The organism is Vibrio sp. Vb0598 (assembly GCF_033338935.1).
GTDB lineage: Bacteria > Pseudomonadota > Gammaproteobacteria > Enterobacterales > Vibrionaceae > Vibrio > Vibrio alginolyticus.
The window spans coordinates 53,118-79,644 of record NZ_JAWOTP010000015.1 but is presented as its reverse complement, the minus strand read 5'-3'; the positions used below and the strand labels follow the sequence as shown (position 1 = coordinate 79,644).

General features: G+C 45.6%; 20 protein-coding genes. 11 read left to right on the top strand and 9 right to left on the bottom strand.

Annotated features, from left to right (window positions below):
- The first annotated feature begins 537 nt into the window (after positions 1–537).
- Positions 538–3,324: a DNA polymerase I gene (gene polA / locus R7Q38_RS15645; protein ID WP_318114279.1), complete on the top strand. Its 2,787-nt coding sequence runs from the start codon at positions 538–540 to the stop codon at positions 3,322–3,324.
- Between the two features lie 747 nt (positions 3,325–4,071).
- On the opposite strand, the gene yihA is transcribed toward polA, so the two are convergent.
- Complete coding sequence (gene yihA / locus R7Q38_RS15640) at positions 4,072–4,731, bottom strand: ribosome biogenesis GTP-binding protein YihA/YsxC (protein ID WP_017635019.1); 660 nt, start codon at positions 4,729–4,731, stop codon at positions 4,072–4,074.
- Between the two features lie 159 nt (positions 4,732–4,890).
- On the opposite strand from yihA, the gene R7Q38_RS15635 reads away from it, so the two are divergent.
- The 5 genes from R7Q38_RS15635 to hemN all read left to right on the top strand — a co-directional run bounded on the left by R7Q38_RS15635 (position 4,891) and on the right by hemN (position 9,599).
- A complete protein-coding gene (locus tag R7Q38_RS15635; RefSeq protein ID WP_005379248.1) occupies positions 4,891–5,508 on the top strand; it encodes a c-type cytochrome in 618 nt (205 codons plus the stop codon).
- A gap of 838 nt (positions 5,509–6,346) precedes the next feature.
- On the top strand, positions 6,347–6,985 hold the full coding sequence (locus tag R7Q38_RS15630) for a class I SAM-dependent methyltransferase (protein ID WP_064353517.1): 639 nt from the start codon (positions 6,347–6,349) through the stop codon (positions 6,983–6,985).
- Positions 6,985–7,527, top strand: coding sequence for a Der GTPase-activating protein YihI (gene yihI / locus R7Q38_RS15625; RefSeq protein WP_239938435.1), 543 nt, complete (start codon positions 6,985–6,987; stop codon positions 7,525–7,527). The genes R7Q38_RS15630 and yihI overlap by 1 nt, the downstream gene beginning before the upstream one ends.
- A 7-nt stretch (positions 7,528–7,534) precedes the next feature.
- Positions 7,535–8,023 (top strand): DUF2489 domain-containing protein, encoded by a 489-nt coding sequence (locus R7Q38_RS15620; RefSeq protein ID WP_005379254.1) that lies wholly within the window; start codon positions 7,535–7,537, stop codon positions 8,021–8,023.
- Positions 8,024–8,207: 184 nt separating this feature from the next.
- The gene (hemN, locus tag R7Q38_RS15615; RefSeq protein ID WP_017635016.1) at positions 8,208–9,599 is read left to right on the top strand and encodes an oxygen-independent coproporphyrinogen III oxidase; all 1,392 of its coding nucleotides are present in this window, start codon (positions 8,208–8,210) and stop codon (positions 9,597–9,599) included.
- Between the two features lie 68 nt (positions 9,600–9,667).
- On the opposite strand, the gene add is transcribed toward hemN, so the two are convergent.
- From add to glnA, 6 genes are all read right to left on the bottom strand, one after another.
- Positions 9,668–10,672, bottom strand: coding sequence for an adenosine deaminase (gene add, locus R7Q38_RS15610; protein WP_005379257.1), 1,005 nt, complete (start codon positions 10,670–10,672; stop codon positions 9,668–9,670).
- A 147-nt stretch (positions 10,673–10,819) separates the two neighbouring features.
- Positions 10,820–13,366 (bottom strand): EAL domain-containing protein, encoded by a 2,547-nt coding sequence (locus R7Q38_RS15605; protein ID WP_138939675.1) that lies wholly within the window; start codon positions 13,364–13,366, stop codon positions 10,820–10,822.
- Between the two features lie 102 nt (positions 13,367–13,468).
- Positions 13,469–14,872: a nitrogen regulation protein NR(I) gene (gene glnG / locus R7Q38_RS15600; protein WP_005379267.1), complete on the bottom strand. Its 1,404-nt coding sequence runs from the start codon at positions 14,870–14,872 to the stop codon at positions 13,469–13,471.
- Positions 14,873–14,929: 57 nt separating this feature from the next.
- A complete protein-coding gene (gene glnL, locus R7Q38_RS15595; protein ID WP_017821940.1) occupies positions 14,930–15,976 on the bottom strand; it encodes a nitrogen regulation protein NR(II) in 1,047 nt (348 codons plus the stop codon).
- A gap of 132 nt (positions 15,977–16,108) precedes the next feature.
- Positions 16,109–16,690: a DUF4124 domain-containing protein gene (locus tag R7Q38_RS15590; RefSeq protein WP_213915139.1), complete on the bottom strand. Its 582-nt coding sequence runs from the start codon at positions 16,688–16,690 to the stop codon at positions 16,109–16,111.
- A gap of 195 nt (positions 16,691–16,885) precedes the next feature.
- A complete protein-coding gene (gene glnA, locus R7Q38_RS15585; RefSeq protein WP_005379275.1) occupies positions 16,886–18,295 on the bottom strand; it encodes a glutamate--ammonia ligase in 1,410 nt (469 codons plus the stop codon).
- Positions 18,296–18,825: 530 nt separating this feature from the next.
- Between glnA and typA the strand changes: the two genes are divergently transcribed.
- Positions 18,826–20,655: a translational GTPase TypA gene (gene typA / locus R7Q38_RS15580; protein WP_005379276.1), complete on the top strand. Its 1,830-nt coding sequence runs from the start codon at positions 18,826–18,828 to the stop codon at positions 20,653–20,655.
- Positions 20,656–20,727: 72 nt separating this feature from the next.
- Entirely contained in the window at positions 20,728–21,270 is a 543-nt protein-coding gene (locus R7Q38_RS15575; protein WP_005382971.1) for an AAA family ATPase, read from the top strand.
- A gap of 31 nt (positions 21,271–21,301) precedes the next feature.
- On the opposite strand, the gene R7Q38_RS15570 is transcribed toward R7Q38_RS15575, so the two are convergent.
- Entirely contained in the window at positions 21,302–21,943 is a 642-nt protein-coding gene (locus R7Q38_RS15570; RefSeq protein WP_005382972.1) for a DUF2959 domain-containing protein, read from the bottom strand.
- Positions 21,944–21,977: 34 nt separating this feature from the next.
- Between R7Q38_RS15570 and R7Q38_RS15565 the strand changes: the two genes are divergently transcribed.
- The 3 genes from R7Q38_RS15565 to R7Q38_RS15555 all read left to right on the top strand — a co-directional run bounded on the left by R7Q38_RS15565 (position 21,978) and on the right by R7Q38_RS15555 (position 24,352).
- Entirely contained in the window at positions 21,978–22,922 is a 945-nt protein-coding gene (locus tag R7Q38_RS15565) for a virulence factor BrkB family protein (RefSeq protein ID WP_033905908.1), read from the top strand.
- Entirely contained in the window at positions 22,894–23,328 is a 435-nt protein-coding gene (gene dtd / locus R7Q38_RS15560; RefSeq protein ID WP_239938434.1) for a D-aminoacyl-tRNA deacylase, read from the top strand. The genes R7Q38_RS15565 and dtd overlap by 29 nt, the downstream gene beginning before the upstream one ends.
- Positions 23,329–23,434: 106 nt before the next feature.
- A complete protein-coding gene (locus R7Q38_RS15555; protein WP_005379283.1) occupies positions 23,435–24,352 on the top strand; it encodes a bifunctional GNAT family N-acetyltransferase/hotdog fold thioesterase in 918 nt (305 codons plus the stop codon).
- Here R7Q38_RS15555 and R7Q38_RS15550 read toward each other — a convergent pair.
- Positions 24,338–26,455, bottom strand: coding sequence for an AsmA family protein (locus tag R7Q38_RS15550; RefSeq protein ID WP_054576820.1), 2,118 nt, complete (start codon positions 26,453–26,455; stop codon positions 24,338–24,340). The genes R7Q38_RS15555 and R7Q38_RS15550 overlap by 15 nt on opposite strands.
- Positions 26,456–26,527: the final 72 nt, after the last annotated feature.

The following is a 26,527-nucleotide window of genomic DNA, read 5'->3' as shown; positions in this document are numbered from 1 at the left end:
AAGTTCACAAGGACGTTGAGTGACTTATTAACAGAAGTTAATTAACTGAAAGTTGAGAAGTGATGAAACATTTTTCCGAGAACTTGCACGAATTCTTTTTGACACGACATTGCTCACATTGCTTCCAGTGTAATTTATAGCTTCTTGGTTAAGCTGCTCTATTTACAGAATTTGCTTTACCACTTCTGCTAGGCGACCCCATTCGGGTCGCTTTTTTCTTTTCTACGATTTCTATTTGACGTCACTATTAATATCTTTTCCACATGCGATGATCATTTTAGGATCGTTGATCTTCTCGCCGTTATGCGAATTTGTTGTTATTAATCAATGGTTTGGGTTGGTGCTTTCTTGTGTTTTTTGTTATTGGATAACCAGTGGATAATTTCTATAAACAGAGTTATCCACAGGAGGTGGTGTTTTCGTGAATAAAGTCGGAAAAATTTACGCGACCTAGATCGAGCGAACAAGATAGATTCAGATCAGCAGTCATGGCATCCTAGGCAGATCTCTCAAGTACTGAATTGGATACAGACAATTATGGCAAGTATTCCTGAAAATCCGTTGATCCTTATCGACGGCTCTTCTTACCTATATCGCGCTTTTCACGCCTACCCGGGCACCATGAGCAATGGTGAAATTCCAACTAATGCCGTTTACGGCGTCGTGAACATGTTACGCAGCATGATGCGTCAGTTTGCGTCTGAGCGCATCGTGGTGGTTTTCGATGCAAAGGGAAAAACCTTTCGTGATGATATGTATGCAGAATACAAAGCGAATCGTCCGCCAATGCCGGATGACCTGCGTTGTCAAATTGAACCATTACACAATGTTATTCGTGCAATGGGTTTGCCGCTGATCTGTGTTCCTGGCGTCGAGGCGGATGACGTCATCGGTACGTTAGCATACCAAGCATCACAAAAGGGCATGCCTGTATTGATCAGTACTGGTGATAAAGACATGGCGCAGCTAGTGGATGATAACATTACCTTGATCAACACCATGACGAACGTCGTAATGGATCGTGAAGGTGTGGTTGAAAAGTTTGGCATTCCACCTGAATTGATCATCGACTACTTAGCACTGATGGGCGATAAAGTAGATAACATTCCTGGTGTACCGGGTGTCGGTGATAAAACAGCGACCGCACTACTGCAAGGTATTGGTGGTCTGACGAAGTTGTATGAAAACCTCGATGATATTGCAGGGCTTGGTTTCCGTGGTTCTAAAACCATGGCGAAAAAGCTCATCGACAACAAAGAAAATGCCATGCTTTCGTATGAGCTCGCGACCATCAAATTGGATGTTGAGCTTGAGGAAACGCCAGAATCATTGCTGAAAGCGGAACCAAATAAAGACGAATTAGTGAAGCTGTATGGCCAACTGACGTTTAAATCTTGGTTGAATGAACTACTTGAAGGCGGTTCTGGATCTGTGGAGGCCGTAGAGCTTGCAGGATCTTCACAAGCTTCTTCTTCTCAAGCCGAGATGGAAACTTCTGCGGTAACAATCGATCGCAGCCAATATGAAACAATTCTGGATAAAGAAACCTTCAATGCTTGGCTAGATAAACTTCAAACGGCTGAGCTGTTTGCATTTGATACGGAGACCGATAACCTAGATTACATGCTAGCGAATCTAGTTGGTTTGTCATTCGCTGTCGATGAAGGTATTGCGGCTTATGTGCCAGTTGCACATGACTATTTAGATGCGCCTGAACAGCTTGATCGTGATTGGGTACTAGAACAGCTGAAGCCAATTCTTGAAGATGCAGCGAAAGCAAAAGTCGGTCAAAACTTAAAGTATGATGCGTCTGTACTCGCTCGTTACGACATTGAGCTAAAAGGTATTAAGCACGACACGATGTTGGAATCGTATATCTACAACAGTGTCGGCGGTAAACACGATATGGACAGCTTGGCGCTTCGCTTCCTACAGCACAGCTGCATTTCTTTTGAGCAAATTGCAGGTAAAGGCAAAAATCAGCTTACGTTTAACCAAATCGAACTGGAACAAGCATCGCCATACGCGGCAGAAGATGCGGATGTGACCCTTCGTCTGCACAATCGCTTGTTTGCTAATATCGAGCAGGATGAAAGCCTGAAGACAGTTTACGAAGAGATTGAAATGCCGTTGGTGCCAGTTCTTTCGCGCATTGAACGCACTGGGGTCTTTATCGATGAAATGAAGCTGAGTGCGCAGTCGGTCGAGATTACCGCTCGCCTTGATGAGCTTGAAAAGAAAGCGTACGAAATTGCAGAGCAAGAGTTTAACATGAACTCGCCAAAGCAATTACAAGCCATCCTATTTGAAAAAATGGGTTTACCGGTTGTGAAGAAAACGCCATCAGGCACACCATCGACGAATGAAGAAGTTCTGCAAGAACTCGCGCTAGACTACCCACTACCAAAACTGATTTTGGAATACCGTGGTTTGGCGAAGCTAAAATCAACTTACACCGACAAACTGCCGAAGATGATCAACCCATCAACGGGGCGCGTGCATACTTCTTACCACCAAGCAGTGACTGCAACGGGTCGTCTATCTTCTACTGATCCGAACTTACAGAACATTCCAATTCGTAACGAAGCTGGCCGTCGTATTCGTCAAGCGTTTGTCGCGCCATCAGGGCATAAAATCTTAGCGGTCGACTACTCGCAAATCGAACTGCGCATCATGGCGCACCTTTCTGGCGACCAAGCTTTATTGAATGCATTCCGTGATGGCAAAGATATCCACGCGGCAACCGCAGCAGAAATCATGGGTGTTTCTATTGAGGACGTTTCAAGTGAGCAACGTCGTCGTGCGAAAGCGGTTAATTTCGGTCTTATTTACGGCATGAGTGCGTTTGGTTTGGCGAAGCAATTAGGCATTCCTCGTGGTGAGGCTCAAGCGTACATGGATACATACTTTGAACGTTACCCAGGCGTGATGCAGTACATGGAAGACACACGCAGCACAGCAGCAGATAAAGGGTATGTTGAAACGATTTTTGGTCGACGTTTGCATTTGCCAGAAATCAAATCGCGCAACGGGATGCGTCGTAAAGCTGCTGAACGTGCGGCAATCAACGCACCAATGCAAGGTACGGCAGCGGACATCATTAAGAAAGCGATGCTGTTGGTTGATCAGTGGATTCAGGAAGAAGGCAATGGTCGTGTGAAGTTATTAATGCAAGTACACGATGAATTGGTCTTTGAAGTTGAAGAGTCATCATTGTCCGAAATTGAAAGTAAAGTACAGAAATTGATGGAATCTGCAGCAGAGCTAAAAGTACCGTTGGTTGCAGAAGCAGGTCACGGTGATAACTGGGATCAAGCTCATTAGTCACTTTTAGACCAAAATAACCAATTAATTATGAGCCAGCGCACAAACGCTGGCTTTTTTTTGAGATTAAAAAAGCTAGCGCAAAGTTAACTTTGATGTTGCTTAATAAAAATTTCATGAAAAAAAACTACAAAAATTCTTTGCAATTCTGACCAATTGTTGTACATTAATACTCGTAGGGTACAGAGGTAAGATGTTCTATCTTTCAGACCTTTTGTTTCACGTTATTGGATTAGGCTGATTCAGCCGCCCCAGTCAGTTTTTGACTGGGGCGTTTTTTATTGGGCGAAAGAAAATTATTCTTTTGGATCAGCAGCTTAAAGTTAGCCTTCAAAAACCTTCTTTTTTGACCTTTCTAAGTCACTGCAAAATCTCGATTTTTCCTTCAAATTTATTGCGTTATTCATCCTGTAAATTTACGCCAGTCACACTATTATTTTTTCTTGAAAGAAACTAAGTTACATCTTTTTGAAGATTTGCTTGGCTTAACTGTCTGAATTGTAACGCTATTGGGTGTTTTTGGAGTGAATGTTTGGTGATACACAGGAAACAAGAGCGCTTTTTAACCTATTGAAATCGAATCTCAGTTCAGCAATGCTTCGTCACATAACAATAATTACCAATTTTTCTCTCCCGTTATCCCTGCCAGGAAGGCGGGGATTTTTATTGCCTGTTATTTAGTTCAGATAAACAAAAGCCCCACCAAATGGCAGGGCCGTGTCGAAGAAATTTAACAAATATTGTTAATTATTCTTCATCGCTCGCTGGTATCTCTTGTTCGTCTTCTTCTATCAGGTGTGCTAGTGCTGGTGCAAACCAGGTATCCAGTTTTGCACGTAGCTGATCGACACCTAATCCTTTCAGTGAAGAGAACACATCAACAGAAACGTCACCACCGAAAGTTTCTACTTGCTTACGAACTTTCAGTAGAGTTTGTTTGCGTGCACCACTTTTTAGTTTATCTGCTTTGGTTAGCAAAACTTGCACAGGAATGTGGCTATCGATGGCCCAGAAAATCATTTGTTGGTCGAGATCTTTCATTGGATGACGAATGTCCATTAGAACCACTAAGCCTTTTAGGCACTCGCGTTTCTGTAGGTATTCACCCAAAGATTTCTGCCATTTGTTTTTCATCTCTACCGGTACTTGAGCAAAACCGTATCCAGGTAGATCGACAATGTGACAACCTTCTTCTACTTTGAAAAGGTTGATTAATTGCGTACGACCAGGTGTCTTTGATGTCTTGGCTAAGCTTTTTTGATTAGTTAGACGGTTAAGTGCACTCGATTTACCAGCGTTTGAGCGTCCTGCAAACGCAATTTCGACACCTTCGTCTTCCGGCAGGTGACGAATATCGGGTGCGCTGGTGATGAAATGCGTATTTTGGTAATGAATTTTTACGCTCACTGTTAACTCCATCTCGACTTTGTGTAGTCGATTGATTACTTTTTTGTGAAAATGTGTAAAATAACCGTGCTCGGCATAAGGTCGCCTATTGTACCATGAGTGTACGCGGTATGTTCACATTCCGTGGTACTGGAAGCTTGATAATTATAATGGAATGTCATGAAGAAATTAGCGCTAATTTTGAGTCTTTTAGCCAGTTGCTCAGTATGGGCCCAAGGTAATATTGAGGCTGGTAAAGCAAAATCACAAACCTGTGTCGCCTGTCACGGAGCAGATGGCAACAGTGCAATAACAACGTACCCGAAACTCGCAGGCCAACACGCTAAGTATCTTGAGAAGCAGTTAAAAGAACTTAAGCTAGGCATGACAAGTGGTGGTAAACAAGGTCGTTACGATCCTGTAATGAGTGGTATGGCAATGCCACTGAGCGATGAAGATATCGCAGACCTATCTGCTTACTACGCTTCGCTACCAGTTTCAGAAAACTCAACACCTGAAGATGTAGTAGCAAAAGGCAAAACGCTTTATACCGCTGGTGATGCCGAGCGTGGCCTAACCGCATGTATTGCATGTCATGGTCCTCGTGGCAATGGTACTGAGCTTTCAGGTTTCCCGAAAATTTCTGGTCAGCATGCTGACTACATCAAAGCTCAGCTAGAAAAATTCCGTGATGGCGACCGTGGCAATGATATGAATGCCATGATGCGCGACATCGCGAAGAAAATGACAGACGAAGATATCGAAGTGCTGTCTAAATACGTTGGCGGTCTGCACTAATATACCTAAATCGCTCAAGATCCTGCATCTTGAGCTGGTTGGGTAGATGTCCCTACATCGTTCGAGCAACTTGTACAAAAATGCCCTAGTGAATCCACTAGGGCATTTTTGTTCGTGACAGATATCACAGTCGAGTTTGGATGCGAAAGCGATAGTTGGCTCGGCAGTTTGTGAGACATTTGCCATACTTGATGTTGGCTTTTTCTTGTTAGTGTTTTTAAGCTTTTGATTAAATGATAATTTTGATTTTTTAGAAAAATAGGCGGATTATTTTTTCAACCCATTACTTGTGAGCATAACGGGATGGCGTAAAGTAGAAGTCGTTCACAGGGAGTGAATGTAAGGATTTAAGACCACGGTTTAGGTCTCCAAGGATGTAGCTCGGATGCTTGGTGATTTAGAAAGGGATTTAGATAGGTAGGGAGCCTATCAGATAAGGATGGTCATCTCGTCTGACGGTTAAGACAGTGAAACGGATCAGGCACAGGAAGTTGCTCAGTAGACAGGAAGTAAACGGATAGCCAAAACTCATCAGGAAGATGAAAAACAACTCTTTTTGGCAGGGAAAGCTCTAAAAACAAAGGGATCATTGGTGCACCAAATGTGTGCAACACAGTTTCGCCAATTGATGGCACTTAGAAAGCGACAGTCTGACTGTCGCTTTTTTTATATCCGTTGACTTGCTCAGTCGTAACTTGAATTGAGATTACTGCACTTATTTAGCTTTATAGGTTGTAAACAAAGTTTTTTAATAAAAATTGCTGAAAAAATACTCAACAACACTCCAATCCGAGTTCACTTTCTGGTATGTTTCGCATCCCTGTTTGAGGAAGTCAGCATGCATACCTGTCCTTTATGCCAAAATCAGCGCACTCACCATTATTTTGAAGATAAGCGTCGTGAATATCTTCAATGTGAGCAGTGCAGCTTGGTATTCGTAAATCCAGACCAACGTTTGGATGCGGAAAGCGAAAAAGCTCACTATGATTTGCATGAGAACAACCCCGATGATTTGGGTTACCGAAGCTTTTTGTCGCGTATTGCTGACCCGATCACAGAGCGAATTTCTCCACAATCAAATGGTATCGACTTTGGTTGTGGTCCTGGCCCAACGCTCTCCTTGATGCTGGAAGAGGCGGGGCACAACATGGCGTTGTACGATCTCTACTACCACCCTGATACGTCGGTTTTAGAAAAAACGTACGACTTCATGACAGCAACAGAGGTGATAGAGCACCTCTACCACCCAGATTTGGTGTGGAAGCAATGGTTGAATTTAGTTAAGCCAGGGGGCTGGATAGGCCTGATGACGAAAATGGTCATCGATGTTGAAGCCTTTCAATCATGGCACTACAAGAACGATCCAACTCATGTGGTGTTCTTTAGCCGTGAAACGTTCCAGTTCCTAGCTGAGCGGGATAAGCTCGAACTCGAATTTATTGGTAATGATGTAATTTTACTGAGGAAAGCCCAGTAATGAGCCGTAGTAAAAAATCTAGAAAACCGGGTGCCGCTGGTGCACCTGAGTTTGTTGTAACTCGTAACCGTACAGAATCTGATGTGGAAGGCCGCTTACGCAAGCGTGCTAAAAAGCGTAAAGGTCTGAAAACGGGTAACCGTAACTCAGAAGTTAACGAGCAGAAAAAGCAAGCTGCTGCACAAAATCGCGACCCGCGCTTAGGCAGCAAAAAGAAAATACCTCTGATTGTTGAACCTGCGAAGAAAATGACGAAGCAAGAGCGTCGTTTGTCGGCAGAGCAAGAACTAGAGATGCTAGAAAATGACGCGCAATTGAACGTGTTGCTAGACCGTATTGAAGCGGGTGAAAACCTGGGCACAGGTCTACAGAAATTCGTCGATGAGAAACTCGATCGCATTGAGAAGCTAATGGAACAACTAGGTTTGTTGGAACCTGAAGAAGAGGAAGACTTCACTGCACCTGCTGAGAAAAGCACGCGCAACGATGATGACTTGCTGGCAGATTTCGACGACATTAATTTCGACGACTATAAAGGATAATTAAGCTATGAATGTAACCTTATTAGCTATTGCTGGTGTTGTGATTATCATCGCACTCGCTTCTTATGCAGGTTACCTTCTGCTTCAATTGAAAAAGCAAAAGGAATTGCAGCTGAAGCATCAAAAATTGGCGATAGACAAACGTAACGCCAACATTTTTGAGAATGTGCATACCTTGTGTCAGGCGGGCATTCAAGGCCAGTGCGATTTATCTGAAATCAGTATCCGTGTGTATAACATCATGGATTATGTACAAGGTGAAGACCGCGTTGATTTCGATAAAACGTACCCTGCGATTTCTGAGCTTTACCACATCGTGAAAGATATGGCGCGTGGCGAAGAACGCCAACAACTTGCCAAGAAAGAGCGTATGCAACAGAACTTGACGCGTCATAAAGCGGAAAGCCGCCTCACTGATGCGATTATTGAGGAGCTCAAAGTGTTGCAGAAAAACGTCCAGCCACTGAATAATCAAATCAATATTCAGATGATTTAAGCGCGACCCCCAATAGTCTCCTTATGGCTAATGGGGGTATCGTGATCACGCTAGCACTTCTTTAGTTTTATACTTAAAAAGCCAGTCGGCGTTGCCACGCTTGTCATCGTCGTATGGCAAAATAGCGGCTCTGAATATCGGGTGACGGCTTTCGTTGCCCTAGCATTTAACGGAAAGTACCACCATGTCGAATCAACACACTGAATCGAAACAGCAAATCGTCTGGGATCAAGCGGTATTGGATAAGTACAACTATTCCGGGCCTCGTTATACGTCGTACCCAACGGCGCTGGAGTTTCATGAAGCGTTCACCATTTCTGATTATGATATGGCATGCACTCAATACCCAGAACGCCCATTATCGCTGTACGTACACATTCCGTTCTGTCACAAGCTTTGTTACTACTGTGGATGTAATAAAGTCATTACACGCCACTCGCACAAAGCGGATGAATACCTCGACGTGCTTGAACACGAAATTCGTCAACGTGCTGCATTACTTGTTGGTCGCACTGTGACGCAATTGCATTTTGGTGGTGGTACACCGACGTTTCTCTCTGAAAAGCAAATCACGCGTGTAATGAGCCTGCTACGCCAAGAGTTTACTTTTAGTAGCGATGCTGAAATCAGTATCGAGGTTGACCCGCGTGAAATCGAGCTGACCATGCTGGATCATCTGCGTAGTGAAGGCTTCAATCGCTTGAGCATCGGTGTGCAGGACTTCAACAAAGAAGTGCAAAAACTGGTGAATCGTGAGCAAGATGAAGAGTTCATCGTTGCGATGGTTGCGCGCGCAAAAGAGTTAGGCTTTCGTTCGACGAACCTAGATTTGATTTACGGTTTACCGAAGCAGACCAAAGAATCTTTTGCCAAGACTCTAGAACAAGTGCTAGAGATGCAGCCGGGCCGTCTATCCGTGTTTAACTACGCGCACATGCCACAGCTATTTGCAGCGCAGCGTAAGATTAAAGACGAAGACCTGCCAAAAGCAGAGGAGAAGATGGCGATTCTGCAAGACACCATCGCGACACTGACTGGTGCTGGCTACCAATTTATCGGTATGGACCACTTTGCTTTGCCGGACGATGAACTTGCTGTTGCCCAGCGCGAAGGTATTTTGCATCGCAATTTCCAAGGCTACACCACACAAGGTGAATGTGACTTGGTTGGCTTTGGTGTTTCTGCAATCTCGATGATCGGCGATGCTTACGCGCAAAACCAGAAAGAGCTGAAGAAATACTACGCTCAAGTCAACGAACTTCGTCACGCTCTATGGAAAGGGGTCTCGCTGGACTCCGATGATTTGCTCCGTCGTGAAGTGATTAAGCAGCTGATTTGTAACTTCAAGTTAGACAAGAAAGCCATTGAGTCTGAGTTTAAAGTGAAGTTTGATCAGTACTTTAAAGAAGACTTACAGCTACTTCAGACCTTTATTAACGATGAGCTGGTGGAAGTGGATGACAATGAAATTCGTGTGACGCTGCGAGGTCGTTTGCTGATCCGTAATATTTGTATGAGCTTCGATAAGTACCTGCGAGCGAAGGCGCGTCAGCAACAATTCTCTCGTGTTATTTAATCAGAGATACAGATTCAAGATATAAAAAATGCCAGCAGATGCTGGCATTTTTTATGTTTTCGCTGGATTTAAGCGCGATCTTTTACTTTTTCTCTCAGTTCCGCTTTTTCTGCTTCTGAAAGGAACGCAATCTCAAGGCCATTGATTTGCGCTTGGCGAATCTGGTCTTGGCTCAGACCAGCGGCTGGTGCTGCTACTTCGTATTCGTATGGCAGTTCGATGCCTTCAACCGCTGGATCGTCAGTGTTCAGACACGCAAGAACGCCATGCTCTAGGAACTGCTTGAGAGGGTGGTTTTCTAGCGTTTCTACTGTACTTGTTTGGTAGTTTGACGTCAGGCAAGATTCAATACCAATGCGGTTTTCTGCTAGGTAATCCATCAGTTTTGGATCGTGAATCGCTTTTACGCCGTGACCGATACGAGTTGCGCCCAGCTCATTGATTGCTTGCCACATGCTCTCTGCACCTGCTGCTTCACCAGCATGGACCGTTACCCCAAGGCCAGCATCGCGTACTTGCTTGAAGTGAGACACAAAGCGATCACCCGGTTGGCCTAGCTCGTCCCCCGCAAGGTCGACGGCAACGATGTGATCTTTCTGGCTCAGAATGCCGTCCAGTTCTTGTTGACATGCGTCAGTGCCAAATGTGCGACTCATGATACCGATCAGGTTGGCTTTCACGCCAAAATCGCGCATACCCGCTTGCACACCGTCCACGACGGCTTCAACAACCCCCGCTACTGGTAGTTTGTGTTTCATCGCCATGTAGTAAGGAGAGAAACGCAGCTCTGCGTAATCGATTTGTGCGTTTAGCGCGTCTTCTACGTTTTCGTACGCGACACGACGACACGCATCTAGATCGCCCAGTACAGCAACACCCCAGTCGAGCTTAGAAAGGAAAGCAACAAGAGAGGGTTCCGCTTCGACAATTTGAACGTGAGGAGTGAGAGACTCAATATCGTACGCTGGTAGGGCAATGCCAAACTTTTGGCCTAGCTCAAGAATCGTTTTAGTACGAATGTTACCGTCGAGGTGACGGTGCAAATCAGTAAGAGGAAGGTTCTTCGTTATCATTTTGTCGATCCGGATAGTTATGAACTGGAACAGGGCCCAAACATCATCTGTGACAATACATGGGTAAGATTTGCAGTTAAGTATAAATAACAGTTGGGTAGATTGTCAGTAGAGGATGACTAGGAAATCAACGATTCTCGCTCTTTTCTACTTCATGTTCACCAAATGTGTTGGCCATTCTTCTAGTGGCATAGGGCGGCTGTAGTAGAAGCCTTGCACCTGATTACAGCCTAAAGAGCGCAGTAATTGTGCTTGATTGCTATCCTCGACACCTTCCGCGACGACATTAGTTTTGAGACCTGCTGTGATATTGATGACGGCAGCGACGACTGAACTGTTTAAGTTTTCTTGTGTGAGTTGATTGATGAAGGTGCGATCAATCTTCAAGCAAGTAAACGGTAGAGAGTGGAGGTAACCCAGTGATGAGTAACCGGTGCCAAAGTCATCTATCGCGATACCAATACCCATTTCACGCAGTTTAGTCATGTTTTCTAGTGTGGTCGGTGCGCTATCAATGATGCGTGATTCTGTGATCTCTAGTGTGAGGTTACTTGCTGGTAATTTCGTGATATCCAATACGCTTGTCACCGTATCAACAAAACTTGGGCAAGATAGTTGATTAACGGAGATATTCACATGCAGTTGGAAGTCCGACGGCCACTGTTTGCTTTCGATCGCTTGGTAAGTGTCGCGACAAGCTTGTAACAGAATCTGTTGGCCGATGGCTTTGATCATGCCGCTTTCTTCCGCGATTGGGATAAAATCTAATGGTGACACCATACCTGAGTCGCTATGCCAACGCGCCAGTGCTTCGGCGCCACACACTGTGCCACTGACGAGATCCACAATCGGTTGGTAATGAGGAATAAACTCTCGGTTTTCAATGCCAGTTTGGATCTTGGTCAGCATTTGCGTACGAAACTTTGAAGCGCTCGCTAGTTCTGGGCTGTAGTGACAAACACCAGTCAGTGAGTCTTGTTTAGCGTAACTTAATGCGATGCTGGCGTTGCGTAACCATAAAGGCATGGTTTCGTTTGGCTGGGTTTGTACAATACCAAGTGAAATCTTCATCACTACATTCTCGCCTTCCACCATAAATGGGGTGGAAAAGAGTTGCTGTAATCGACGCTCGGTTTGTTTAATTTTGGTTTCAGTGTCGACATTTGAGAGAAACACCGCGAACTCATCACCACCAATCCGAGCCAATAATGCGTTGTCACGAAACTGCTGTTTTAGCCTTTCAGCGATGCTGACCAACAACTGGTCGCCGTTGTGATGACCCACACTGTCGTTGATATCTCTAAATTTGTTGATACCAAGTAAAAATAAACTGCCGTGACAAAGATGAGACTGATTTTCACAGATTTCGACCAAACCCTGACGGCTATATAAGCGTGTTAGAGAGTCATAAACTAACTGTTCACGCAATGCTTTGAATGAAGCTCTTAGATTGTTCGCCATTTCATTAAAAGCATGAACTAGTACGGTTGTCTCATACACATAACCAGGCTTTGGCATGCCGCTATCCCAATCCCCATTTGCCAGGTGCTGAGCGGCGGCGGCCGTCGCGTTAATTGGTCTGGTAACTCGGTTGAAAATGATCCAACTGATGGCGATCCCAAATAGGCTTACAATAATGCCAACGAGCCAACTCTCTTGCTGGCTTTTTGGTAACAGGCCGAGAAGCTCGGACTCCGAAATGGAGGTGCCAATAAACCATGTTAAGCCATTTTGGTCTCGATACGGGGTTAGCCGACTGAAAATACGTTGTCCATCATGTTCAAATGAAAAAGTATAAGGTTGCTTGGTGTTGTTGAGATCGAAAGACCGGACGCGGCTCGCACTGATTTTGATGATCGGGTCTGCGTTTTCAGCGGCAAGCAAACGCTGCCCTTTATCCGAAAATTTTGTGCCCCATGAGATGACGCTTCCCGGGCCTGAGTGAGCGATTAAACGATGATCTGGGTCCATGATGTAGACCGACGCTTTAGTGTTGTATTTTAACTCGCGCAGGAATTCGTTGAATGTATTGATACGAATGTCTGTCACCAAAACACCAGCAAATTGGTCGTGTTTGTACACCGGCGTCATGGCTGATAGCGTAATATCCTGGCGTTCATCAGCGTTGGTATAAATTTCAGACCAAGTGGCGTTTTGGCTCTCCGCAACGGGCTTATACCATGGGCGAGTGCGAGGATCGTATTGGGAGATAACCGTTCGAATGTTGTTACTCACATGGTTGGTCCCATAAATAACCAGATCACCATCGGTGTAGCGATCTTGCACCATTAAGGTGTAATCGTCGGAAAGCTCGCGGCGAAAGCCTGCAAAGTCGCCGTTTTCTGAACCAAATGCGATTACATCCAACTGCGGTATCGATTGGTAAAGATTTTTGAATGCACTCAGCAGGTAGTTTTGAATGTCTGAGGTATCGTGAGGGCGATAAAGGTTGTGATAGCTGACGTTGTGCGCGAGAGCCATAACCGCAGTAAAAGGCTTACGTAGATAGCTATTGAGGTGGTCGTGGACACTTTCGGTTAACACGGAAAGTTGCTTGTCACTGATATCCGTGACCACTTCTTCGTAACTTTGTTTTTGGACGTAGACAATGACACCGATCGCCAGTAAGAAGATCATGACAAATGGAATCAAAACAGCAGTACGCAGTGTAATTTGAGTCGTAGCAGTAGACATCGCCTAATCACATAGATGGTGGTGCGCCACAATTGTACTGATGTTTTTATTAATATCGAGTGACAAACGACGCTCGTTGTTAATGCACCACGTAAGTGATTGTCAGTACAATTCTTTTAATTTTCTGGTGAGTGTATTTCGCCCCCAGCCTAATACTTTAGCGGCATCTTGCTTATGACCTTTAGTGTGCTCTAAGGCTGCTTCTAATAAAATGCGTTCAAATTCTGGTAAAGCGTAAGAAAGCAGTTCTTTATCTCCTGCTGCGAGTGAATGCCGTGCCCAATCCGCCAATTGTTCTTGCCAACTACCATGTGCAGAGTCTGAAATGGATTTTTTCTCTTCGAGTAGTTCGCTTGGCAAGTCATTTGGTAACACTTCGCTACCACTGGCCATAACGGTTAACCAACGGCAAATATTCTCTAATTGACGCACGTTGCCAGGCCAATCAAGACGGTTAAGAATCTCTACGGTCGACGGGTGGAGAGTCTTTGTTTCCACACCAAGCTCATCAGCCGCACGGATAAGAAAATGCTGTGTAAGCTTTTCAATGTCTTGCTTACGCTCACGCAGTGCCGGGATCTGAACGCGAATCACGTTTAAGCGATGAAATAGGTCCTCACGAAAGTCACCTTCGTGCACCAGCTTTTCTAAGTTCTGGTGTGTTGCCGCGACAATTCGTACATCGACACTGATCGGAGAGTGACCGCCCACTCGATAAAACTGCCCGTCAGCTAGAACGCGTAGTAAACGAGTTTGAATGTCCAATGGCATGTCGCCGATTTCGTCTAAAAATAGAGTGCCGCCATTGGCTTGTTCGAATCGTCCTTGACGAACATTGTTTGCTCCCGTAAACGCGCCTTTTTCGTGGCCAAACAGTTCTGATTCGATCAAGTCTTTGGGAATCGCCGCCATATTGAGCGCAATGAAAGGTTTGTTAGCACGTGGACTGTGACGGTGCAGTGCATGAGCAACGAGTTCTTTACCCGTGCCCGATTCACCGTTAATCAAGACTGAAATAGAGGAGCGAGAAAGACGACCAATGGCGCGAAACACCTCTTGCATCGCTGGTGCTTCACCGATAATTTCAGGCGTTTCTGCTGGAATGTCTTCTGGAGAGAGCTGCTCGCGTTTGTTTTCGTGGCTGTGTGCAATGGCTCGTTCAACCAGAGTTAAAGTTTCATCAATATCAAAAGGTTTTGGTAAATATTCAAAAGCACCTTTTTGGTACGCATTCACTGCTGCATCTAAATCTGAGTGCGCGGTCATGATAATCACGGGAAGGTCTGGGTAATCGCGCTGTACTTGTTTTAGTAGCTCCAACCCATCAATACCTGGCATGCGAATGTCTGATACTAGAACATCCGGCACTTCGCGTTCGAGCGCCATTAACACGCTTTCTCCATCGGCATAGGTTTCACATTTGATGTTGGCAGAGGAGAGCGTTTTCTCCATTACCCAGCGAATTGAACTGTCGTCATCAACGACCCAAACATATCCTTTACTCATGTAGTAATCCTTGCAGCAAACCGAAAAACTGACGCGACTTGAAGTCCATTAGCGCAATCAGATCGGCAGATAAATAGTAAATGTTGTGTGACCAGGCCAGCTTTCTACGTCTATTTTTCCATTGTGCTGGTCGATCAAATTTTGCGAAATAGATAGCCCTAATCCAGTTCCTCCCTCGCGGCCACTGACCATGGGATAGAACAGCGTGTCTTGTAGTTCCGGTGGAATACCTGGGCCGTTGTCTGTGATTTCGACACGAGCAGCGAGTTTACAGCGTTTGCCGTGAATATTGGCTTGGTGCACCGTTCTGGTGCGAATGGTTATTTTCCCGTGTTCTTGATGGCTAAGAATTTGTGCGGCGTTGCTGACGATATTAAGCATTGCCTGTTCGATTTGGTCTGTATCCATCAAAATCTCTGGCAAGCTTGGGTCATAATCTCGTTCAATGATGATTGAGCGTTGTGACTCTAATTCAACCAGCTGGCGAACCTTTTCAAGAATTTGGTGCAGATTCTCTTGTGTCTTCTTACCTGGCTTCTGCGGTCCTAGTAATCGATCCACGAGCGCCCTTAAACGGTCTGCTTGCTCAATGATGATGTGTGTATATTCGGTGAGAGAGGGCTCTGGCAGCATTTTTTCTAACAATTGCGCCGCACCGCGTAAGCCGCCAAGCGGATTTTTGATCTCATGTGCAAGCCCTCGGACTAACAGCTTCGCTGCTTGTTGCTGGGCGTGTTGGTTCAGTTCTTGAGAGAGTCGGCGCTGCTGATCAATTTTGCGCATCTCGACCAGAAGCATTAACTGCTTTTGCCAAGTGATAGGGCTAACCGTCACCTCTAGCATTAAAGGGCGGCCATCAACAACGAAAGTGACGTCACTGTCGGTGATGCTTTGGCCACTTTGCAACGGTTGAGTGAGCAGCGCGAGATCCAGCGACGCATGCTGAATCAATTGAGAAAGTGATTGTTCAATAATTCGTTTGGCGCTTTGAGAAAACAGCAATTCGGCAGCCGGATTGGCATAACGGATGGCCAATCCATCATCAAGAATCAGCGTTGCTGTCACCATATTGTTGAGAATGGCACTAGGAAGACTGGTATCCACATTACGTCCTTGTTTTGCTTTAAGATTGTGCGATGCACAATAATGGTGCAATTGAACGTTAAGTATGGCGAATAAATCTTAGAAGAAAAAGTGAAAAGCATCGCTGTGATGTGATTTTTTTCACCAGATATTCTATTTTGCCCCTTTTACGGTCGGCTTAACACTTGCTCTATGTAAATGCACCGTTATAGGGCTAGTAGATGCAATAAGCTTGCCGCTTCTTTTCGCGTGCACAGCAAGTGTGTGAGTGCCTCGGTCAATATTGTTTAACTGCCACACTATATGGCTTTGTGGCGCACCATAAGGTTTTCCATCGAGTAACAATTGCAATTGCTCACCGATACCAAGCTTGCGATTGGTTTCTAATTGAATATTGATGATGCCTCGATTGCTGCGGATGGTCTCGTTGTGCTTGGGAGTCAGCATCGAGAGTTGTAATGGGAGAGGCTTCTCGGTTGTTTTATCTGGCTTGTTTTGTGATGCAGTAGATGGCGTAGTCTGAGGTGCGAGCGATTCAGTACTTTCTACCTCAGGAGCTGGTGCGCTGGCTTCAAGGTTTGGCAGTGCGATCGCTTTTGCTCCTTTGTTTGGTGTATCACTAAAGTGAACCACGCCATTTTCATCTACCCACGTATACGCGACCTGCGCGAAGGCGATAGAGGCGATTAACAATCCGCTGAGTGCACACAGTGATGGAATAAGCTGAACTTTCATTGCTCACCTTCTCTTGTTCGATGATTTCACGTTTCAATGGCTTAGCTCTTTGACCTGTAAGGAAAAATTCTAAGCGTATTTTTATTATCCCCTCATGTTAAACGTCGAAGCTTGAGTGGCGAATACAAAAAAGGCCCGCCTGCGAGGCGAGCCTAATATTTTATTGCTGTGTTTACATTTTACACAGTGTCGACCTTACACAGAGTAGTAAAGCTCGAACTCAACAGGGTGAGTTGTCATGTTCACACGTTCTACGTCCTGAGACTTAAGGTCGATGTATGAATCGATGAAGTCGTCAGAGAATACGCCGCCCGCTGTTAAGAACTCACGATCAGCATCTAGCTCTGCTAGCGCGTCTTTTAGTGAGTATGCAACAGTTGGGATTTCTGCTGCTTCTTCAGCTGGAAGATCGTAAAGGTCTTTATCCATCGCTTCGCCTGGGTGGATCTTATTCTTGATACCGTCAAGACCAGCCATAAGCATTGCTGCGAAACATAGGTATGGGTTCGCCGCTGGGTCACCGAAACGAACTTCGATACGACGTGCTTTCGGGCTTGGTACCACTGGGATACGGATTGAAGCAGAGCGGTTACGCGCTGAGTAAGCTAGCATTACTGGTGCTTCGAAGCCTGGTACAAGACGTTTGTACGAGTTTGTTGATGGGTTAGCGAATGCGTTGATTGCACGAGCGTGTTTGATGATACCACCGATGTAGTAAAGCGCCATTTCAGATAGACCGCCGTACTTGTCACCAGCAAATAGGTTTACGCCATCTTTTGCTAGAGACTGGTGAACGTGCATACCGCTGCCGTTGTCGCCAACAAGTGGTTTAGGCATAAACGTCGCTGTTTTACCAAACGCGTGAGCAACGTTGTGTACAACGTACTTGTAGATTTGGATTTCGTCAGCTTTGGTTGTTAGCGTGTTGAAACGAGTTGCGATTTCGTTTTGACCCGCCGTTGCCACTTCGTGGTGGTGCGCTTCAACAACAAGACCCATTTCTTCCATTACTAGACACATAGCAGAACGGATGTCTTGAGATGAATCTACTGGAGCTACTGGGAAGTAACCACCTTTAACGCCTGGACGGTGACCTTTGTTACCTTCTTCGTAGTCAGAACCTGTGTTCCATGCCGCTTCTACGTCGTCGATCTTGAAGAAAGAGCCTGACATGTCCGTCGAGAACTTCACGTCATCAAATAGGAAAAATTCTGGCTCAGGACCGATAAGTACAGTATCTGCAACACCTGTAGAACGCATGAAGTCTTCAGCGCGTTTTGCGATAGAGCGTGGGTCACGGTCATAGCCTTGCATTGTTGCAGGCTCTAAGATGTCACAACGGATATTTAGTGTTGCGTCTTCCGTGAATGGGTCAAGCACAGCAGAAGATGCGTCAGGCATCATTACCATGTCTGATTCGTTGATACCTTTCCAGCCAGCAACTGATGAACCATCGAACATTTTACCTTCTTCGAAGAAGTCTGCGTCGATTTGGTGAGCAGGGATCGAAATGTGCTGCTCTTTACCTTTTGTATCAGTGAAGCGTAGGTCAACAAACTTAACTTCGTTTTCTTGGATCAGCGATAGAACGTTTTCTACTGACATCTTGGATAACCTCCAGTGTTAATAAGCGGTAAAAGCTCGATTTATGAATTATTCATGAAACCTGGCATTGATTAATCAATTTGACTTTTCATTAATCGATGCTGTTTTAACTAAAGCCAAAACCGTGCCAAAAAAAATATTCCATTAATTTCAAGCAATTGTGTTTTTGAATGCTAGTTTGGTGCACTTGCCTGCACCAAAATGATCTTTGCTTGCACTATTATGGTGCCAAGAATCATTGTTGCACCATAATGTGACAGGTACATTGCGTATTCAGCCCAGTTTTTGAGCAAGAGTCAATTTGAATTATGCATCGATTAGAATAAAGTTGCGTTTAATCAATTCGTTCTGAGGAAGAAAATGGGCATTAAGCGTAAAAATCGCAGAAATGCTCGGGAGTAGATCACATATTTCTAGGCTTTTTGCTAAAATCTGGTACATTATGGCCGTTTTTTTAATCAGCAAATGTCGCCAGAGAGCACCCGTTCTCAGCGTGGGGGCATTTCATCTATCTAAGTGAATCAATATCCATGGCTACTCCACAGATTGATAAATTAAGAAATATCGCGATCATCGCGCACGTTGACCACGGTAAAACCACGTTGGTTGACAAGCTGCTACAACAATCAGGCACGCTTGAGTCTCGCGGTGAAGCTGAAGAGCGAGTCATGGACTCGAACGACATCGAGAAAGAGCGCGGTATTACCATTCTTGCTAAAAACACAGCAATCGACTGGAACGATTACCGTATCAACATCGTAGATACTCCGGGACACGCGGACTTCGGTGGTGAAGTTGAGCGTATCATGTCGATGGTAGACTCAGTACTACTTATCGTTGACGCAGTCGATGGTCCAATGCCTCAAACGCGTTTCGTAACACAAAAAGCGTTTGCTCACGGTCTAAAACCAATCGTTGTAATCAACAAGATTGACCGCCCTGGTGCACGTCCTGATTGGGTTATGGACCAAGTGTTCGATCTATTCGACAACCTAGGTGCAACTGATGACCAGCTAGACTTTAAAGTAGTTTACGCATCAGCACTTAACGGCTGGGCTTCTCTAGAAGAAGGCGAAACTGGCGAGAACATGGAACCACTATTCCAAACTATCGTTGATGTTGTTGACGCGCCAAATGTTGACCTTGATGGTCCACTACAGATGCAAGTTTCTCAGCTAGACTACAGCTCTTACGTTGGTGTTATCGGCGTGGCTCGCGTAACTCGTGGTAGCGTTAAGCCAAACCAGCAGGTAACCATTATTGGTGCTGACGGTAAAACTCGCAACGGTAAAGTGGGTACAGTAATGGGCTACCTTGGCCTAGAGCGTCACGAAGTGGAACAAGCTAACGCGGGTGATATCATCGCAATCACTGGTCTTGGCGAGCTGAAAATTTCTGACACTATCTGTGCACAAAACGCAGTAGAAGCATTACCACCATTGTCTGTTGATGAACCAACAGTAACAATGACGTTCCAAGTAAACACGTCTCCATTCGCGGGTAAAGAAGGTAAGTTCGTAACGTCACGTAACATCCTTGAGCGTCTTGAGAAGGAATTGGTACACAACGTTGCACTACGCGTTGAGCAAACAGACGATCCAGATAAATTCCGCGTATCAGGTCGTGGTGAACTTCACCTTTCTATCCTGATCGAAAACATGCGTCGTGAAGGCTTTGAGCTTGCGGTATCTCGTCCAGAAGTAATCATCAAAGAAGAAGATGGTCAGTTGATGGAACCGTTCGAAACGGTAACTATCGACGTAATGGAAGAGCACCAAGGCGGCATCATGGAGAACATCGGCCTACGTAAAGGTGAGCTGAAAGACATGTCTCCAGACGGTAAAGGTCGTGTGCGTATGGACTTCGTTATGCCATCACGTGGTCTGATCGGTTTCCAAACGGAATTCATGACACTGACTTCAGGTTCAGGTCTTCTTTACCATACGTTTGATCACTACGGCCCTCACAAAGGCGGTAACATCGGTCAACGTGTAAACGGTGTACTAATCGCGAACGCGATGGGTAAAGCGCTAACTAACGCACTGTTCAACCTTCAAGAGCGTGGTCGTCTATTTATCGGTCACGGTGTTGAAGTTTACGAAGGTATGGTTATCGGTATTCACAGCCGTGACAACGACCTAACGGTAAACGCACTGAAAGGTAAGCAGCTAACCAACGTTCGTGCATCAGGTACAGATGACGCACAGGTTCTTACTCCGCCAATCAAGATGACTCTTGAGCAAGCACTAGAATTCATCGATGACGACGAGCTAGTAGAAGTAACGCCTGAAAGCATCCGTATCCGTAAGAAGTTCCTAACGGAAAGCGACCGTAAGCGTGCTTCTCGTGGCGCGAAATAATTTTCGTTAAGCGATTCAATTAAGAAGAAGCCTCGAGTTATGCTCGGGGCTTTTTGTTTTCTGGAGTTGAATATGAACCCGATTATTATCACCGGTGGGCCTGGTGCGGGAAAAACAACACTGCTGAATGCGCTAGACGCGTGTGGTTACGCCACGTTTCCTGAAGGGTCTCGCGACTTGATTGAGCAGCAAAGCCAGTTAGAAAATGGTATTTTGCCGTGGACGAATTTACCTGAGTTTGCCAAGTTATGCCTTGGGTTGATGGACAAACAAAAGAGTGATGCGCGTTGTCATGATGTTGCGTTTGTTGATCGCGCCATCCCCGACATCATTGCATACCTACAAGTGGGCGGCTGTAAGGTTGACCAAGCTTTCTTAACCGAAAGCGCTGGGTACCATAGTCAGGTGTTTACTTGTCGACCTGAAGCATCCATTTACGTACAAGATGAAGTGCGTCCGCACAGCTTTGAAGAAGCATTGGAGATTCATCAGTCGTTAGTGAGTGTCTATACTGAGTTGGGTTATGAAGTGATAGAAGTACCATGGGGAACTGTGCCAGAGAGAGTAGGCTTTGTTCGAAGAGTCATCGGTTTACTCGGTAAGGTCGCCGACTAAAACCTCCTCACTAGGAGGAGGTCTAAATCATTTACTTTTGATTGAGCTTTTGTAGGAATTTATCGGACTCTGCAATCGCTTCGTTCATTTGTTTGATCGCAAACTGAATGTCCTTCTCTAAGCTAGAGAACTCACCTTGCAAAGAACCAATCGCACTGGCGTTAAGGTTGTGTTTTAAGTACAACGTGTTGTCACGCAGCGTGTCCAGTACCGGTGTCATCTTTTTCTCTGCACGCTTCATAGCGCTAAGCATGGTTTTGTACGAGGCTTTGGTTTCACGTAGCTTTTGCTCGCTTGAACGACGCAGTTTCGCACTCGAGTACAGCTCTAGCTCATCTTGCCACTCATCAAACAGTGCGCCGGATACGTCTTCAATCGCAGCAATACGGTCACGTACGTCTTGAGCCGCTTTTTCGCTATCTTCGTATTTGTCATTGATGTTGTTGTAGACATTTTCTAGCTCACCACCATCAAAGTTGGTGATCGCAGATAAGGCTTCAAGTGCACTGGTGAATTCTTCTTGTGCATCTTGTTGAGATTCTTTGGCATCTTCGACGCGGTCGACCATAATATCTCGTTTATGATACCCAACCTGCTCCATTGCTGAGTAATAAGCAGATTGACACCCTGTTAAAGTGAAAATTGATAGTACAATTGCTAATAAATAAGGCATTCTTATGTCCTCGGCGCTAATTATGGGATGAACTATGAACCAGTTATCAGAGAGTTACAAGGCGAGATTAATCAATCTACTGCCAAGTTGCGTCGCGTTTTTTACGTACCTTCTTAAGCGATTAACGCATGACCGTGTGAATGTGAACGCGGGCTATCTTGCCTACATTACCTTGTTATCCATCGTGCCAATGCTGACGGTATTGTTATCAATATTGTCGAAATTTCCCGTTTTTGCGAACGTTGGTGAAGTGCTGCAAGGCTACATTATTGAGAATTTTGTGCCAGCTTCTGGAGAAGCTGTACATACGGCATTACAGGAATTTGTGGCGAATACGGGCAAAATGAGCGCGGTTGGCGGTGGGTTTTTATTCATCGCAGCGGTCATGCTGATTTCCAACATTGATAAGAACTTAAACTACATTTGGCGAGTTAAAGATAAGCGCCGTTTAGTCTTTTCATTCTCTATGTATTGGATGGTACTCACGTTAGGGCCGATCATGGTCGGTGCGAGTATTGCGGCGACGTCGTACGTGACTTCGCTGCAAATTTTAGAGAACGAGACATTATCTGGTGCGTTTAATTTATTTCTGCGTTGGCTACCGTTGTTGCTGTCCTTTTTTGCTTTTCTTGGCTTGTATATTCTAGTGCCGAATAAAAAAGTACACCTCGCTCATGGTGCCATGGGGGCAGCAGTCGCCGCGATACTGTTCGAGTTGAGTAAAAAAGGCTTTGCACTCTACATCACTCAGTTTCCGTCTTATCAGCTCATCTACGGCGCGTTAGCGGCGATTCCTATCTTATTTGTTTGGGTGTATTTATGCTGGATGATCGTGTTATTGGGGGCGGAAGTTACGGCTGCGCTTGGTGAGCGAGAGCACTGGAGTGAAGATTTAGACATGATACACTCGACCGCTGAATCTCAGTTAACAGATGAAGGAAGCGAGAGTAGTGATAGCGCTAATTCAACGAGTCAGTGAAGCAGCCGTCCGTGTGGATGGTGAAGTCGTAGGAGAAATTGATCGTGGTCTGCTGGTCTTATTGGGCGTAGAGAAGGACGACGATGAAGCTAAAGCAAAGCGTTTAATGGAGCGTGTTACAACCTACCGTGTGTTCGAAGATGACGAAGGCAAGATGAACCTGAACGTTAAACAGGTGGAAGGTAAAGTGCTGGTGGTTTCTCAATTTACGCTGCCTGCGGATACGAAAAAGGGCACGCGAGCTGGCTTTTCTCGCGGTGCGCATCCTGTTGATGCAGAGCGCTTGTATGATTACTTTTCTGACTTGTGTGAAGAAGTCTTACCCACACAGCGTGGCAGCTTCGCTGCCGATATGAAAGTGTCTTTGGTGAATGACGGTCCAGTGACGTTTTGGTTGCAGGTCTAATCTGGTAACACAGGCGCCATAGTCTAAGCTTTAACTCCAAGCTCATGGAATTGGCTTGGAGTAATTTTTCCGACACTGATTAGTGTTGTGCTTTCAAAGGATTGATATGTTCAAACTCATTACTCCCAAAACCGATAATCAGATAAACAAGTATTATCAGTTTCGCTGGCAACTGCTTCGTGAGCCATGGCGTATGCCGATCGGCTCTGAGCGCGATGAATACGACGAAATGAGCCATCACCGCATGATTGTTGATGGTCGAGGTCGTCCTATGGCGATTGGACGTTTATACATTACGCCGGATAATGATGGCCAGATCCGCTATATGGCGGTTAAAAATAATCGCCGTAGCAAAGGGATGGGTTCGCTGGTTTTGGTTGCACTAGAGTCGTTAGCGCGCCAAGAAGGAGCGAAACGCTTGGTGTGTAATGCCCGTGAAGATGCCATCGCCTTTTATGAAAAAAATGGCTTTGAGCGTCGAGGCGAGCTAACCGATGAGCGTGGCCCTGTGCGCCATCAGCAAATGGTGAAGCAACTGGATCCGATGGCCAATGTGTTACGTCGCCCTGAATGGTGTACTGAGCTTCAACAGCGCTGGGAGCAACAAATCCCAATTAGCGACAAAATGGGGATCAAAATTAACCAGTACACGGGTTACCAGTTTGAATGCTGTGCGCAGCTTAATCCTAACCTTAATCCCCATAACACCATGTTCGCCGGGTCAGCTTTTACCTTAGCAACCCTGACAGGGTGGGGGATGACGTGGCTGCTGCTTAAAGAGCGTGGGCTGCACGGTGATATTGTGTTAGCCGACAGCTCGATTCGTTATCGTCAACCAGTCGAACAAAACCCCGTGGCGAGTACTTCGTTGGATGGGATCAGTGGTGACCTAGACCGATTGGAGTCGGGACGCAAAGCACGCATCGTTATTCACGTAGTGATTTATAGTGGTGACACGCCCGCTGTGGATTTTGTCGGTACCTATATGCTGATACCGAATTACTCGCAGTTACTCAGTTGCTGATGGGGTAAACGCCGACTGATCTGCTGGGCGCTTATCTGTTTCACCTTCTTGCTCTGTCGGTGAGAGGGTTTGTTCTGCTGCGGAATTCGTGTCGGGTACTTCATCTTCTTCGATAACTTCTTCGTAAAGCTCTTCCTCTTGAGTCTCCAAATTGATGTTATCAATTACGGTTGGCTGCTCGATGGAAGGTTCATTTTTCTGTGGAGTCTCAATATCAGTAGGCTCGGCCAGTTTTGATGCGTTCACGCACTCATTACGGTGGGTTTCACCACTTAGTAGATCGCCTTCAATGTTTCCGCACGACTCTTCCAATTGATAAGTAATGCCACTTAGCGGGTTGTTGGCCATATCAAATGTTCCCCAAACCTTACCACTTATGGCTTTTCCTGAGATTGTGACCGGCTTTATGGATACTTCCCCTCGTTGCGCGCTTAAACGCAGTGGACTTAAGGTAATGGCTTTGAGCGAATGATCCGCTTGGGACTTCAAGCGGGTATCTCGGAGATTGGCTTCCACTTCACCCGATAAGCTGTAGGCCAGCATGTTGCGATCACCTGATAACCCTTGTAGATCGAGGCTGAGATCGGAAAAACCATCAATAGCCAGTGTGTCGGGTAAAAAATAATCGTGGAAGAGCGATAAGGGAATACCATCAGCATTGACGTTGAGCGCCCAAGGTTGGCTCGGGGTACTCAAATCTATTTGTCCGATGCCTTCTACGTAGCCTTGCTCGAGTGGCGCAAAAAGGCGAGTCAATTGCCAAAAGCCATCTTTGCTTTGCATGGCAAGTGCTGCGTGAGACGTGAGTATTTGGTCATAGCTGGCATTGACAACGCTGACTTCCAATTCGCCTTGCCAAAGGCCCCAACGTTGAGCCGACTGTTTAATATCAAGCTGTTGCCCTTCGATATTTAAACCGGAAAGTTGCCAATAAGGTTCGTGAGATAGCTGGATAATTTGGCTGCGCTCAATGTCGAGTCGTTCGATTGCAACATGCTCTAACTCGCTGGTGGCGGCGTGCCACCAATTTAGGTTGTCTTCTGGCTGTGTTGCCCACTTGAGGCCTTGAATAGAGGCTTCTTTGAGCTTCCATTGTGTTGGCGTGAACAATCCAGAAACTTGCACTCGACCTTGCTGCCAATCTAAGCTGAGCTCGTTGAGCTGGATTACTCCTGGCTCGATAGCGGCACTCAAACGTGGCTCTATTGCGGTTTGCTGCTGGAATCGAACGCTATCCGCCTGCAATGACACTTGAGCTTTTGTCTTCCAGAGAGACAGTGGCAGTGTGGCGTTTTCCACAGAAAGATCCAAGTTCTGCCAGTGCCAGTCGCCCCATTCAATATCGGCGTTAAGCAAATCTAAGCTATTAATATGATTAATGTTAAATGGTAGATCGTGCCAAGGTTTTGCAAGCAGTGATTGGCGCTGCGTATTACTCAGTTTCAGCTTGTTGATGGTCACATTTACTAAAGACCAGCCTTGAGGATACTGCTCCCCTTGCCCAGATATTTGACTGTTACGCCAGTTAAAAGAGGTGCCATAAAGCGTACTGTCTTGCGGTTTGTAGTCTATATCGACTAAGACTTGATTAAAGGCTTCGCCATTCCAATAGAGTTGGTCAGCTGCAAGTTGAACTTCGCCATATGGTATTAATTGACCATTCCATTGTGGTGATTGAATTTGAAGGTCAATGCCATTGGCAGAGAACTGCTCGTCGGCGTAATCAATATTTTTGAGCGCGATTTGATGGAATAAAACGTTGTCTAAAGGTGGGAGCTTTGGTGCGCCATACTGCAAGCTCATACCATCAATCAATAAACTATCAACGATCCATTTACCATCGCGATAAACATCGGGATTCATCCATAAATCGACTTGCTCGATGTAAGACGCATCGTCTCCGCTGGTGTTCACGCGTTGTAAAGTTAGGTGATAGGGAAAGCCATAACGCACGCTTCCGGCCCGGAAGGGAAGAGAAAAGGTGTTTGACAGCAAGCGCCAGGTTGCGTCCGCGTAAGATGTTGTTAGCAGCGCAATCGTAGCGGCTGGAATGGCAACTAAGATAACCAGTAACAGAAGTAAAACTCGACGCGCTGTTTTCATCTTTGCTAGAACCTACGTGTGTTATGAAATAAAACTAGATAGGCTTTAGCTTGTATCAATATTCTGTGGTAT